The 12,736-nt window shown below is 57.0% G+C and carries 16 protein-coding genes; 10 read left to right on the top strand and 6 right to left on the bottom strand.

What is annotated here, in order from left to right; genetic code table 11:
• Positions 1-95: 95 nt before the first annotated feature.
• Positions 96-641 carry an RNA 2',3'-cyclic phosphodiesterase gene (gene thpR, locus JHC09_RS15130; protein ID WP_199532649.1) on the bottom strand — a complete coding sequence of 182 codons (546 nt, stop codon included), beginning with the start codon at positions 639-641 and terminating at the stop codon, positions 96-98.
• A gap of 194 nt (positions 642-835) precedes the next feature.
• Between thpR and JHC09_RS15125 the strand changes: the two genes are divergently transcribed.
• Positions 836-1,606 (top strand): Bax inhibitor-1/YccA family protein, encoded by a 771-nt coding sequence (locus JHC09_RS15125; RefSeq protein ID WP_199532648.1) that lies wholly within the window; start codon positions 836-838, stop codon positions 1,604-1,606.
• A gap of 103 nt (positions 1,607-1,709) precedes the next feature.
• Positions 1,710-2,207: a GNAT family N-acetyltransferase gene (locus JHC09_RS15120; protein ID WP_199532647.1), complete on the top strand. Its 498-nt coding sequence runs from the start codon at positions 1,710-1,712 to the stop codon at positions 2,205-2,207.
• Here the strand turns inward: JHC09_RS15120 and JHC09_RS15115 are convergent.
• From JHC09_RS15115 to acnA, 4 genes are all read right to left on the bottom strand, one after another.
• Entirely contained in the window at positions 2,141-2,641 is a 501-nt protein-coding gene (locus tag JHC09_RS15115; protein WP_199532646.1) for a GNAT family N-acetyltransferase, read from the bottom strand. The genes JHC09_RS15120 and JHC09_RS15115 overlap by 67 nt on opposite strands.
• A 41-nt stretch (positions 2,642-2,682) precedes the next feature.
• On the bottom strand, positions 2,683-3,027 hold the full coding sequence (locus JHC09_RS15110) for a DUF2794 domain-containing protein (protein ID WP_248309043.1): 345 nt from the start codon (positions 3,025-3,027) through the stop codon (positions 2,683-2,685).
• Positions 3,028-3,335: 308 nt separating this feature from the next.
• Positions 3,336-4,013, bottom strand: coding sequence for a DUF1223 domain-containing protein (locus JHC09_RS15105; RefSeq protein ID WP_210338176.1), 678 nt, complete (start codon positions 4,011-4,013; stop codon positions 3,336-3,338).
• A gap of 199 nt (positions 4,014-4,212) precedes the next feature.
• Positions 4,213-6,969 (bottom strand): aconitate hydratase AcnA, encoded by a 2,757-nt coding sequence (gene acnA, locus JHC09_RS15100; protein ID WP_349236561.1) that lies wholly within the window; start codon positions 6,967-6,969, stop codon positions 4,213-4,215.
• 153 nt (positions 6,970-7,122) lie between these two features.
• Between acnA and ccmA the strand changes: the two genes are divergently transcribed.
• The 6 genes from ccmA to JHC09_RS15070 all read left to right on the top strand — a co-directional run bounded on the left by ccmA (position 7,123) and on the right by JHC09_RS15070 (position 10,069).
• Positions 7,123-7,749 (top strand): heme ABC exporter ATP-binding protein CcmA, encoded by a 627-nt coding sequence (ccmA, locus tag JHC09_RS15095; protein WP_199532643.1) that lies wholly within the window; start codon positions 7,123-7,125, stop codon positions 7,747-7,749.
• Positions 7,746-8,411 (top strand): heme exporter protein CcmB, encoded by a 666-nt coding sequence (gene ccmB, locus JHC09_RS15090; RefSeq protein WP_199532642.1) that lies wholly within the window; start codon positions 7,746-7,748, stop codon positions 8,409-8,411. The genes ccmA and ccmB overlap by 4 nt, the downstream gene beginning before the upstream one ends.
• 9 nt (positions 8,412-8,420) lie before the next feature.
• Positions 8,421-9,182 (top strand): heme ABC transporter permease, encoded by a 762-nt coding sequence (locus JHC09_RS15085; RefSeq protein WP_199532641.1) that lies wholly within the window; start codon positions 8,421-8,423, stop codon positions 9,180-9,182.
• Entirely contained in the window at positions 9,179-9,325 is a 147-nt protein-coding gene (gene ccmD, locus JHC09_RS15080) for a heme exporter protein CcmD (protein WP_210257121.1), read from the top strand. Before JHC09_RS15085 ends, ccmD begins: the two co-directional genes overlap by 4 nt.
• Before the next feature lies 1 nt (position 9,326).
• Complete coding sequence (locus JHC09_RS15075) at positions 9,327-9,860, top strand: DsbE family thiol:disulfide interchange protein (protein ID WP_199532640.1); 534 nt, start codon at positions 9,327-9,329, stop codon at positions 9,858-9,860.
• A 68-nt stretch (positions 9,861-9,928) separates the two neighbouring features.
• Positions 9,929-10,069 carry a hypothetical protein gene (locus tag JHC09_RS15070; RefSeq protein ID WP_169196567.1) on the top strand — a complete coding sequence of 47 codons (141 nt, stop codon included), beginning with the start codon at positions 9,929-9,931 and terminating at the stop codon, positions 10,067-10,069.
• Positions 10,070-10,092: 23 nt separating this feature from the next.
• Here the strand turns inward: JHC09_RS15070 and JHC09_RS15065 are convergent, their stop codons facing one another.
• Positions 10,093-10,320 carry a DUF1674 domain-containing protein gene (locus JHC09_RS15065; RefSeq protein WP_199532639.1) on the bottom strand — a complete coding sequence of 76 codons (228 nt, stop codon included), beginning with the start codon at positions 10,318-10,320 and terminating at the stop codon, positions 10,093-10,095.
• 99 nt (positions 10,321-10,419) lie between these two features.
• Between JHC09_RS15065 and htpX the strand changes: the two genes are divergently transcribed.
• Both htpX and JHC09_RS15055 read left to right on the top strand, forming a co-directional pair.
• Positions 10,420-11,406 (top strand): zinc metalloprotease HtpX, encoded by a 987-nt coding sequence (htpX, locus tag JHC09_RS15060; protein WP_199532638.1) that lies wholly within the window; start codon positions 10,420-10,422, stop codon positions 11,404-11,406.
• Between the two features lie 8 nt (positions 11,407-11,414).
• Complete coding sequence (locus JHC09_RS15055; protein WP_199532637.1) at positions 11,415-12,719, top strand: RsmB/NOP family class I SAM-dependent RNA methyltransferase; 1,305 nt, start codon at positions 11,415-11,417, stop codon at positions 12,717-12,719.
• The last annotated feature ends 17 nt before the right edge of the window (positions 12,720-12,736 follow it).

Raw genomic sequence — 12,736 nt, 5'->3', positions numbered from 1 at the left:
ATGAAAGGCAATCGCGGCGGCAATTGGGCGTGAGCGCAAGTTCACGCTTTGGTTTGCGATAGAACGGTTAAGGCATTGCTAATGGCGCGATGCTGTTACGTCTGCGCCGAAAGCGGGAAACTCTCCTCAACAACATAGGGTCCCCCACCAACGGAATCACGGCTGGAATAGAGAACGAACTGGGTCGGTGTGAAGCGCAAAGGCTCGAAAACCGGGGCCTCAGAGAGAAAACGCGCTACGTCATCTGATGATGCACCCCGCAGTCTGGCCAGCGTCACATGCGGTACGAATTTGCGGCCTTCTGGGGCGATGCCGGCTTGCTGGATCACGCGCTCGTGTGCAGCTTGCAGTCGATTGAGCCCATCGGAGGGCTCGACTGCCGCATAAAGTGCGCGCGGCTTGTCGCCACCAAAACTATCGATTTGAGTCAAGCGAAGGTCAAAACGCACAGTCTTGGATAGGCGCTCAAGATTATCAACGATGTCGTTGGCTGTTGGGGCGTCAACGTCACCGATGAAGCGCAATGTGATGTGATAGTCGTTTGGTTCTATCCATCTGGCTCCGTGCAGGCCGCCGCGCTTGAGTGAAAGTGCAAAGCCGATGTCGCGTGGTATTTCGATACCAGTAAAGAGCCGGGGCATTAACACCTCCCTGCCAAGGATCAGTCAGACCAGTCTACCCTAGGCAGAAACGCATTTTCTGGCCAGTCGCTGAGCCAAAAAGATCGTTTGTTCTTGTCAGGAACCAGTCGTGCCCCCATATTCCATTACAAGTGGCAATGCCAATTGTCCTCTGCGATGAATGCATCGCATTGATATCGGGAAAGGAAACCTGAATGGCTGAATATGACCGTCAGACCCTCGGTGCGCGGGCCGGCTCGGCCTTGGCCATCGATGAGGGCCTTCGCAGCTACATGCTCAAGGTCTATAATTACATGGGCCTTGGCCTCGTAATTACTGGTCTTGTTGCGTTTTTCGCGTCACAAGCTGCTGTGACCGCCGACCCATCTAGCGCTGTTGCTCAGCTTGGTAATGGCCAGTATCTGACCAACTGGGGTGCACTTCTATTCACCAGCCCTCTGGCTTGGGTGATCATGCTTGCGCCTCTCGGCTTTGTGCTTGTGCTGAGCTTCGGCATCAACAAGCTTTCCGTTCCGGCAGCTCAGGGCGTGTTCTGGGCCTTTGCCGCTATCATGGGCTTGTCGCTGTCGTCGATCTTCCTCGTTTATACCGGCGCCTCGATCGCTAAGGTGTTCTTCATCACCGCCGCCACCTTCGGCGCGATGAGCCTTTATGGTTACACAACCAAGCGTGACCTGACCGGCATGGGCAATTTCCTGATGATGGGCCTGATCGGCATCATCATCGCGTCGATCGTCAACATCTTCATGCAGTCGAGCATGATGGACTTCATCATCTCGGTGGTTGGTGTACTGATCTTCACTGGTCTGACCGCCTATGACACCCAGAAGATCAAGGAAAGCTACTCGGCATCCTTTGGTGCAGACGTGATGGCAAAGAACGCCATTATGGGCGCGCTGAGCCTCTACATGGACTTCATCAACCTGTTCATGATGCTGCTCCGCCTGTTCGGCAACCGCGAGTAGTCAGAAACCGTCGTGTGATTGGTAAAATCACGCGAATTGGTTGGACGAAAAATCAGGCCGCAGTCTAAAAAGACTGCGGCCTTTTCATTTTCGGCGCAATCTCATGAGCGACTACACACTGCGTGCCTTCACCTGGTCCGACGTTCCCGCCATCACTCGGATTTACAAGCACTACGTCGATAACACCGCCATCACCTTTGATACCGAGGCCCCAAACGAAGCGGGGATCGCTCAAAAATACGCGGCCCTCATCGAGCTTGGCCATCCGGTCATTATTGCCGAACGCGATGGGCGTGTTGTCGGTTATGCCTATGCCAGCTTCTACCGCCCACGCGCGGCCTATCGGTTCACCTGCGAGGATTCGATTTATCTCGATCCAGCCGAGAAGGGGCGTGGCTTAGGAAAGTTGATGCTGACCGAGTTGTTGGCGCAGTCCAAAGCTTTTGGTTTTAAGCAGATGCTGGCCGTGATCACGTCCGATACGGCCAATTCCATCGGCATCCATGAAAAATTCGGTTTTGAGCGCGTCGGCTATTACAGTGCTGTCGGGTACAAATTCGACCGTTGGCACGACATCGTGCATTTGCAAAAGGCGCTGTAGGGCGATGAGGACGAAAGTGTCTTGCTCATGGGGTAGCCGTTGACCCGGCGCCCCGTGGCTTGCGGTCCGTTTACATGCCATCCGCGCCGCTCGTAAAACGCAAGCGCGGTGGCAGTCGCTTCGAGCGTCGCGATAGCGTATCCAAGGGTCACAAGCTCTGCTTCCATATACGCGAGCAAGGCGCTGCTGACACCCGATCCGCGCGCTGAAGGCGCTATATAGTTGAGCTGAATTTGGCCATCTCGGTTGAATGCACTCACCCCGACAACGCTGCCATCCCGCTCAGCGACAAGCATGCTGAGTTCGGCATTCGAAAGCATCTCAACTAGCCCCAGCGGGGATTTATTGCGGGTCCAGGCGGCGATCGCCTCAGCATCATCACTGTGATCGGCTGTGCACAGTTGGGTGATCGAGGAAATGAGAACGCGGCTCATGTCTGGTGCGTCTGCCACAGTCGCTGGCCGGATGATTAGGCTCACCCGATCAGAACCAAGTCAGGATCAAGGACCCGAAGAACTTGCGGCAGCTCGTGGCCGCGTTTGAGGATGCGGCCTTCCTGATTGGTCACCAGATACTGGCCTTGTTTGGCGCGCAGCTTAGGGTTCTTCTCGATGACGAAAAGGGGGCGCTCGGACACGCGCGCATAAATGGAGAACAGCGCCCGGTCTTTGAGAAAGTCCATGGCATAGTCCCGCCATTCGCCAGCGCCGACCTTCTTGCCGTAGACGTTGAGGATGATCATCAACTCGCGCTTTTCAAAAGCCACGATGGGATCAATGCGTCGCGTTGGGAGCGCACTCGTTTCGTTGGTGTGAACCAATGATAGGGTCGGCAGCGGTGGTGTAGAGCCTTGCACCTCGTCGCAACTCCTCAAGGCGAAAACAAATCAACGTTCGATCTTGCTGTATGATTGACCGAAAGACTGCTCACATCAAGTTGAGATCAAATACCCCAATTCGGTCATCTTTTGTCCCTGTCATTGCCAAAATGACGAGCAATGATTTGATCATTGCCTCCATTGGTGATGGTCGGTCTTACCAGCCCCCAACCCCTGATCGGCTGTCACCAAGCCTACTGCGACTCCCAAAGTCCGCAACGCTCGTCTCCACTGGAGGCGAGCGTCTTTTTTTACGGGTTGTAGGACGCTGCAGCTAAGATCGTGCCGGGCAAATCATTGCGATCGTCTTGCAGTAAAATGGCAACACCCAGCCCGTCTGCAGAAAGGGAGCTGAGCGAAATTTCGAACTCAGCGCCTTCTGTTGAGGTCCAGTTCCCCAGATGCTCCCGGTCCGTGACGACATAGTGGAATGGGAGGGACTGCCCCTCGTTCTCTCCCCCGCCAATTGGGGTTACGATCGAAGGGATATAGGTCACAGCCCACACACTCGCATCGTCGACGCTAGGCTCTGGGGGGATTACCACTTTTAACGTGTCGCCAGCCTTGTCGAGAGTGATTGGCACGCTGAGCTGCGCCGATGCAATGGCGCGGCGCACCTCATCCTCACGCGAGCCGACCAGCCCTTGGTGGCCATTGATAACCATTTGGGGGGTAAAAATTCGCGATGCGCCCCAACGCTTATTATAGGCGCGTTGACGGTCGGAATTTTCGCGACTGCCGAAATCATCGGTCCAGCCCATAAAGTCCCAATAGTCGACGTGGTAAGCCAGCGTAACGATGTTGCTGTGCTGGCCGAGCTCCGCGAGTAGGGCCTCCGCAGGAGGGCATTGAGCACAGCCCTGACTGGTAAATAGCTCGACTACGGCCTTGGTGTCGGTGGTGAATTGGTCCCCGTTGGCTGGGCCCATGGCGGTCCAAGCAGCAAAGAGCAAAGTAATTGCAGCGCGTTTATTCGGCGTCCTCATAGCCCTAATGTAAGCGTGCTGACGCTGGCCTGCCTAGTCACATGGCGGTGATTTCGTTCGCGGACTGAATTGTTGCAGAGCCGGAATAAAAAAATGGCGGCCAAGAAGGCCGCCATTTCTAGAATTGTCAGTCTGGTGCCGCTTACGCAGCAACGAGGCTGCGCAGCACGTAGTGCAGGATGCCGCCGTTCTTGTAGTAATCGAGCTCGTTGGCGGTATCGATGCGGCAACGGGTGACGACATTGAGCACGTCGCCATTGGCGCGCGTGATCTTGATGGTGACATTGGCGCGTGGCTCGATGGATTCGACACCGGCGATATCGACGGTTTCAGTGCCATCAAGGCCAAGGGTCTGCCAGCTTTCGCCTTCAGCGAACTGTAGTGGAATAATGCCCATGCCGACGAGGTTCGAGCGGTGAATACGCTCAAAGCTCTGTGCAATCACGGCCTTTACGCCAAGCAGATTGGTGCCCTTAGCAGCCCAGTCACGCGAGGAGCCGGTGCCGTATTCCTTGCCAGCGAAGATGACCAGCGGTGTGCCTGCAGCCTGATAGGCCATGGCAGCATCATAGATCGCCATCTGTGAGCCATCAGGCCCGAGGGTGAAGCCGCCTTCAACGCCATCCAGCATCTGGTTCTTGATGCGGATGTTGGCGAAGGTGCCGCGCATCATGACGTCGTGGCTACCACGGCGTGCGCCGTAGGAGTTGAAGTCCTTTGGCGCCACCTGACGTTCGGTCAGGTACTTCCCGGCTGGTGTGTTCGGCTTGAACGAGCCAGCCGGGGAGATGTGGTCGGTCGTGATGGAGTCGAGGAAGAGCGCGAGAACGCGCGCCGAGACCACGTCGGTCACCGGCTTTGGCTCCATGGTCAGGCCTTCAAAGTATGGAGGGTTCTGAACATAGGTCGACGCCGAGTTCCAGCCGTAGGTTTCGCCACCTTCAACCGAGATTGCCTGCCAGTGCTCGTCGCCCTTGAAGACGTCGGAATAGCGCTTGCGGAACATGTCGGCAGTAACGTGCTCGCGCACGATTTCGGCGATCTCGTGGTTAGTTGGCCAAATGTCCTTGAGGTAGACCGGCTGGCCGTTCTTTCCCGTGCCGAGTGGCTGGGTGGTGATGTCGATGTTGAGCGTGCCCAAGAGAGCGTACGCAACAACCAGTGGCGGGGACGCCAGATAGTTGGCGCGAACGTCTGGGTTCACACGGCCTTCAAAGTTACGATTGCCCGAGAGAACCGAAGCTGCAACGAGCTTATTTTCGTTGATGGTATCGGAAATGGCCTGCGGCAGCGGGCCGGAGTTGCCGATACAGGTGGTGCAGCCATAGCCAACGAGGTTGAACCCGATAGCGTCAAGATCATCCTGTAGGCCCGCAGCGGTCAGATAGTCGGTCACAACCTGCGAGCCAGGTGCGAGCGAAGTTTTCACCCAAGGCTTGGAGTTCAGGCCAAGTGCACGAGCCTTACGTGCGACAAGGCCCGCAGCGACCAGAACCGAAGGGTTCGAGGTGTTGGTGCAGGAGGTGATAGCCGCAATCACAACCGAACCGTCAGAAATACCGTAGTCAAAACCCTTGACCGGGAACGCTGCTTCTTCCGGAAGGTCGGCAACGCCATTGGCGCCTTCGTCAACAAAGCGGGATTCCTGCTTGTCTGCAGGCAGCTTGGTGCGTTCGATACGGCCGCCGGATAGTTCTGGCAGGGCGTCGGCAAACGCGGTTGTGACGTTCTTCAGCGCAACGCGGTCCTGCGGACGCTTCGGGCCCGACAGGGACGGAACAACGGTTGCCAGATCCAGCTCAAGCGTCGAGGTGAAGACTGGGTCTTCGCTCTCGGTGGTGCGGAACATGCCCTGAGCCTTGGAATAGGCTTCAACCAGCGCCACGCGATCAGCGTCACGGCCAGTGGTGGCAAGGAACTTTAGCGTGTCAGCATCGACGGGGAAGTAGCCGCAGGTGGCGCCATATTCCGGAGCCATGTTGGCGATGGTCGCCTGATCTTCGAGGCTGAGGTAATCAAGGCCCGGGCCGTAGAACTCAACAAACTTACCAACCACGCCCTTCTTACGGAGCATTTCGGTGACGGTCAGCACCAAGTCGGTCGCGGTGATGCCTTCGTTGATCTTGCCGGTCAGCTTGAAGCCAACGACTTCCGGGATCAGCATGGAAATCGGCTGGCCGAGCATGGCCGCTTCAGCTTCAATGCCGCCAACGCCCCAACCAAGCACAGCCATGCCATTGACCATGGTGGTGTGCGAGTCGGTGCCAACGAGGGTGTCTGGGTAAGCGACGGTTTCGCCGTTTTCGGTCTTGGTCCAGACGGTCTGGGCCAAATATTCGAGGTTCACCTGGTGACAGATGCCGGTGCCGGGCGGGACCACGCGGAAGTTATCAAAGGCCGACTGGCCCCAGCGCAAGAATTCATAGCGCTCAACATTGCGCTCATATTCGAGCTCAACGTTCTGCTGGAACGCCAGCGGGGTGCCGAAGCTGTCCACCATCACCGAGTGGTCGATCACGAGGTCGACCGGAACCAGTGGATTGATCTTCTGCGGGTTCGCGCCGAGCTTAGCCGTCGCGTCACGCATCGCAGCAAGGTCAACAACAGCCGGAACGCCGGTGAAATCCTGCATCAGCACGCGGGCTGGGCGATATTGAATTTCATATTCAGACGTACGGGTGACCAGCCATTCGGCAATCGCCTGAATGTCTTCTTTCTTCACCGTGCGGTTGTCTTCGAAGCGCAGCAAGTTTTCCAGCACCACCTTCATGGAGCTCGGAAGCTTGGAAACGCCCTTAAGGCCGTTCTTTTCTGCTTCAACAATCGAATAATATGTGTAGGTCTTTCCGCCGACGGTGAGCGTCGATTTAGATTTGAAGCTGTCTATGGTTGACACGATGCTCCGCCCTTCTTGCTGCTGAAACGGGTTTTCCAAGGCAAGTGGGGCCGGGAGAAAATCCGCGTTTTCTGGAATGACTCCAATCTTCAAGGGTTATAGTCAATAGGATTAGGCCTTGCCAGTCATCCGTGAGGTTCAATACGAGATGGGGCCATGACGCATCGGCAAGTCCAATTTTCAGTTTTTATCAAGGCTCTCGATCTCTGCTTCGGGCGTGGCGAATCCATGCTCGGACATGTTGATAGGCTTGAAGTTTCTCCCGGCGAGGGCCTGCTTTTGCGTGGGCCAAACGGGGTCGGTAAATCGACCCTATTGTTGACTCTCGCAGGGCTCATTCCAGCTCTCGATGGCACGATAGAATTCGTCGGACATGACCCCGAAGATGGGCCCGCGGCGCATTATTGCGGTCACAAAAACGCGGTGAGGGCGCGGCTCGGTGTCGCAGAGACCCTCGGTTTCTGGGCCGGCCTGAACGGACGGACTGGCGTTTCTATTGAAGACGCGCTTGGTGCTGTGGGGCTCTCGCAAGCCGCGCGTTTGGACGCAGGCTATTTGTCGGCGGGGCAGCAACGGCGTTTGGCTCTGGCCCGGCTTTTGGTGTCAGAACGGCCGATATGGTTCCTCGACGAACCAACGGCGGCGCTCGATACAGTTGGGCAGGCTTTGCTGGCGGAGCTTTTGCGCCAACATTTGGCGCGCGGTGGCAGCGCCGTGATCGCCACGCATGATGACATTCCGGTTGAAGGTCTACGGGTCTACCAATTGGGAGTGAAATCATGAGCGGATTTTGGAGCGTTGTACGCCGTGAGATTCGTTTGGCGGTGACCGGGGGCGGGGAAGTTCTCACCCTCTTGTTGTTCTTCATCATTACCGGGGCAATCGTGCCCTTCGCCATTGGCCCTGATAAGGAATTGCTCGCGCGGATCGCGCCGGGGATTGTCTGGATCGCAGCGTTCTTGGCGATGTTACTAGGGCTTGATCGCCTGTTCCGCGCAGACCGTGAAGACGGCACGCTGGCCCTCTATCGTATGGCTGATACGCCGCTGTCGGCGATCATTCTGGCTAAAATAATTGGCTATTGGTTGGTCTGCGCTGTGCCATTGATTGTGGCGTCGCCCGTATTGGCTATTCTGCTGGCCATGGAGCTGGACGCATGGTGGCGGACATTCCTGTCACTATTAGCTGGAACACCGGCTCTGGCCGCTTTTGGTGGATTTGGTGCTGCGGTGACCGTGGCAATTCGGCGCGGCGGTTTGCTGGCGCCAATCCTAATAGCGCCATTGTGCGTACCCATACTAATCTTCGGTGTGGGCGCGATTTCCCCCATCGGGGGCCCTGATCAGGGGAGCGCAGCAATGCTGTTTCTAGCAGCACTTAGTCTAATGGCGGTGGCATTGTCTCCCTTTGCTGCCGCGCTTGCGATAAATGGAGGGGAGGAGTAAGGCCCGCCTATGAGCACTGATAACACCCCCAAAATGAGTTGGTGGAACCGGATCGCGCATCCTGGTTTCTTTATCCAATGGACCCGTCCGCTGATCTGGCCGCTGGTGATCATCACCGCTGTGCTGTTCGTACTGGGCGTCTACTATTCATTCTTCGTCTCGCCCCCGGAAAAATACATGGGCGACACGGTGCGCATTATGTATGTGCACGTGCCGACAGCCTGGCTGAGCCAGTTCGTCTATGCGGCGATGACGGTTTCTGCATTGGGTACGTTGATCTGGCGTCACCCAATGGCCGACGTCTCGATGAAGGCCGCGGCGCCGATGGGCGCTTTGTTCACCGCATTGGCGCTGTTCACCGGCTCCATGTGGGGTCGGCCGACCTGGGGCACGTTCTGGGAATGGGACGGTCGCATGACCTCCACCCTGATCATGCTGTTCATCTATCTCGGCCTGATCGCACTATGGCGCGCCTTCGATGACCAGCTGCGTGCTGGCCGCATCGTGGCGATCTTCACCCTCGTGGGTGCAGTCAACATTCCGATCATCAAGTTCTCGGTGGACTGGTGGTCGACCCTGCATCAGCCCGCCAGCGTCTTCACAGCTGAAGGCCCGAAGATGCCTGCAGAAATTCTCACCCCGCTCTTCCTGATGATGTTCGCATTCACCTTCCTGTTTGGTGTGTTGCAGCTGATTTCGATGCATACCGAAGTGCGCCGTCGCCGCGTGGCGACCCTAGAACGCAAGCTCGCACGGGGAGGCGCAGCATGATTGAGCTCGGAGCCCATGCTGGGTTTATTGTTATCTCGTGGGCTGTCAGCACCTTGGCTGTATTGGCTCTAGCGGCCAAGGTTGTTTATGACAGCCGCAAGGTCAGCAAGCGTCTAGAAGAACTCGGCGACAAGAGAGGTTAAGATGCGATACCTGCTCTTCGTTCTGCCGCTCGCTCTATTGGCCGCGCTCGTGGCCATTTTCGCAACGTCGATGGATCGGGACACAGACCTGATCCGCTCGGTGCTGATCGATAAGCCGGCGCCGGACTTTACCATGGCTGCTCTTGCGGGTAGCGGGGTACCGGGTTTTTCTACGGAAACGCTAAAAGGGGAAGTAACACTGGTGAACGTATTCGCCAGCTGGTGCATTCCTTGCCGAGACGAGCATCCATTGCTCGAGCAGATTAGTGATGTGACAGGCATTCGGATTTTCGGCATCAACCAGGCGGATGTGCCAGATAATGCGCTGGCCTTCCTCACTGAGCTGGGCAATCCCTATGCAGCCATAGGCGTTGATGCGAACCGCCGTGTCTCAATCGATTGGGGCGTTTATGGCGTTCCTGAGACCTTCTTGGTGGATGCGGAAGGCACAATTGTTTTCAAGCACACCGGTCCGTTGAGTGTTGAGGCAATCAGCAAAAACCTCATTCCAGCCATAGAAACGGCGCGAAGCTGATTCATTCAGCTTCCGTTCAGCCTGACGCTGTCAGGGTGACACCGTTCCGAAACGGATGAGTAAACGCGATGCGTCGATTGATGAATTTTATGCGCCAAGACCTAGGGCTTTCGACAGTCGAATGTGTCCTTGTCGCAGCCATTATCACCGTCGCGACAACATTTGCCGTTTCGGCGGCTGGCTACAACATCACCGATATTCTGGGGTGATGATCAGCATATCTCACCAGCGTTCAGAAATCGCTGGTGAGGCCCTTAATTTCCCAATCGCTGTATCGCACCGGATCGAGCCCGCCGCGGCCGCCTTTTTCTTTCGGTGCCATTGCGGTCTTTGCATCAATTTCAAGTCGACGGGCCTCAGCCTCAGCAAGCGCGCGCTGCGCTTGCGGGGAGAGCACCTTGATTGGCGCGGTCTCGTTATTGGCCTCAGAGCCGGCTTGAGCTGCGATATTTTCGTTCATAAGCAAAAACCAAATGGGTAAACTATGCTGGTGCCTTGCATGGAACCGCCATGCGCACAACATAGTTGCGAAGACGACTTAACCCAAGAGGTTCCGCCCATGTCCAACACGTTACGCACTTTTGCGCTGCTCGCAGGCATGACGGCGCTGTTTATGGTCGTCGGCTATTTCATCGGCGGCACCGGCGGCATGATCATGGCGCTGCTCTTTGCTGCTGGCACCAATATATTTGCGTTCTGGAATTCAGACAAAATGGTGCTGCGCATGCAGGGCGCCGTCCCCGTGGAGCGTAGTCGCGCGCCCGAGCTTTATGACATGGTCGATGCACTTTCAAAGCGGGCGGGTATCCCAACGCCGGCTGTCTATGTCATCGAGACCGATCAGCCCAACGCCTTCGCGACCGGCCGCGATCCGAATAATGCCGCTGTTGCAGTGTCCTCGGGGCTGCTGCGGCAGTTGGACCCGCGCGAAGTTGCCGGTGTTGTGGCCCATGAGTTGGCGCATATCAAAAATCGCGACACACTCACGATGACTATTACCGCTACCTTCGCGGGCGCTATCTCGGCTCTGGCTCAGTTTGGCCTCTTCTTCGGGGGCGGTAACAATCGCGACAACCCTTTGGGCGGTGTTGGCGCTATTCTCATGGTGTTCCTCGCCCCAGTCGCTGCGATGATCGTGCAAATGGCGGTCAGCCGCACGCGCGAGTATGAGGCTGACAAGCTCGGCGCGATCATTGCCAATGACCCGCTGGCGCTGGCTTCCGCACTCAACAAGATTGCCACGCTCTCGGGGCGGCAGGTCAATGTCGCGGCCGAACGCAACCCGGCAATGGCTCATATGTACATCTCAAATCCGCTGAGCGGCGCGCGTATGGACAATTTGTTCTCCACGCACCCGGACACGGCCAACCGCATTCAGGCACTGCAAAGGCTTGCAGCGGAAATGCGAGTAGATCATAACACCTCAAATTCGCGCCCTCGTCCGCAGGCAGCTCGTCCGAGCAGCACTTCAACGGCGACGGGATGGCGTACACCGACCGTGAAGCGTAACGATGATGACAGTGGTACGCGCGGTCCTTGGGGCTAAGAAACACATTGGCGCATAAACCAGATCCGGCAGGGCTAAAGCTCCGCCTCGTTGCTGCTCAGAAACTGAAGTCTGTTTTGGCTGGCGAACATTTTGCGCCACTAACGGCAGCAGATCTAAACGACGGTCGCGACAGAGCGCTCGCCAATCGCCTCATCACCACGGCTCTGCGTCGCCAAGGCCAGATTAACCTGATGCTCGCGGAGCTACTCGAGAAGGGTATGCCGCCGCGTTCGGGCACATTCGAGGCTGTCCTGCGCTTGGCGTTGGCGCAGCTGGTCTATTTGCCCGATCTGGGCGCGCATTCGGCGCTGTTCCTTGCTGTTGAAGCGCTCAAACGCGATAACAAGGCGCGCCACCTCACTGGGCTGATGAATGCGGTTCTGCGTAAGGCGCAGGCCAATTCGGCGCGCTATGCGCTGGATGGCGATGATCTTGATCTTATTCCAGAAACTTTGTTCGGCCGCTGGGCTACTGCATACGGCGATGAGGCGATGCCGGCCTTCGCCGAGGCGCTGCTCGCTGGTGCGCCGCTGGATTTGACCTTGCGCGATGACAGTGACCAGTTGGTCGATGCGCTCAATGCCGAGCGTTTGAACGCCGACAGTGTTCGCGTTGAAAGCCGTGATCGTCCGGTTGAAGCTCTTGTTGGCTATGACGAAGGCAAATGGTGGGTTCAGGATGCTGCTTCCGCCTTGCCTGCGCGCCTCTTCAAGCTCAACGTAGGGAGCACGGTTATCGACCTCTGCGCTGCCCCAGGGGGTAAGACTGCTCAGCTCAGCAAAGCTGGCTACAAGGTTACCGCGCTCGATAGCGACGGCAAGCGTCTTGAACGCCTCAAGAGCAATATGTTGCGTCTCGGCTATGCTCCTGAGGTGATTGAGGGCGACGCAACCAACTACCAGCCAGCAGAGCCGGTCGACGGCATTTTGCTTGATGCGCCTTGTTCCGCCACGGGCACTTTCCGTCGTCACCCTGAGGTTCTGTGGAGCCGCACCCTTGCCGATATCGCAGGTCGCAAGCGCTTGCAGCAGGCCATGATCAAGAATGCGGTTGCGGCGCTTAAGCCCAACGGCACGCTGATCTATTGCGTCTGCTCGCTGGAGCCTGAAGAGGGCGAAGAGCAGGTAGACTGGATCAGAGCCAATCTGAAAACAGTGACGCTCGATCCGATCCTCGCTGAAGAGGTACCTGGTCTTGAAGCTGCCGTTAGTGCTGCTGGACTGCTGCGTACTCATCCTGGCATGTCGCCCAATCAACTTGCTGGGGGCATGGATGGCTTCTTCGTGGCGCGCTTCCGTCGAACAGGGTAAACCTTTCCTAAATATGG

The organism is Devosia sp. MC532 (assembly GCF_016461625.1).
Classification (GTDB): Bacteria; Pseudomonadota; Alphaproteobacteria; order Rhizobiales; family Devosiaceae; genus Devosia.
This window is presented reverse-complemented; position numbering and strand designations above follow the sequence as displayed.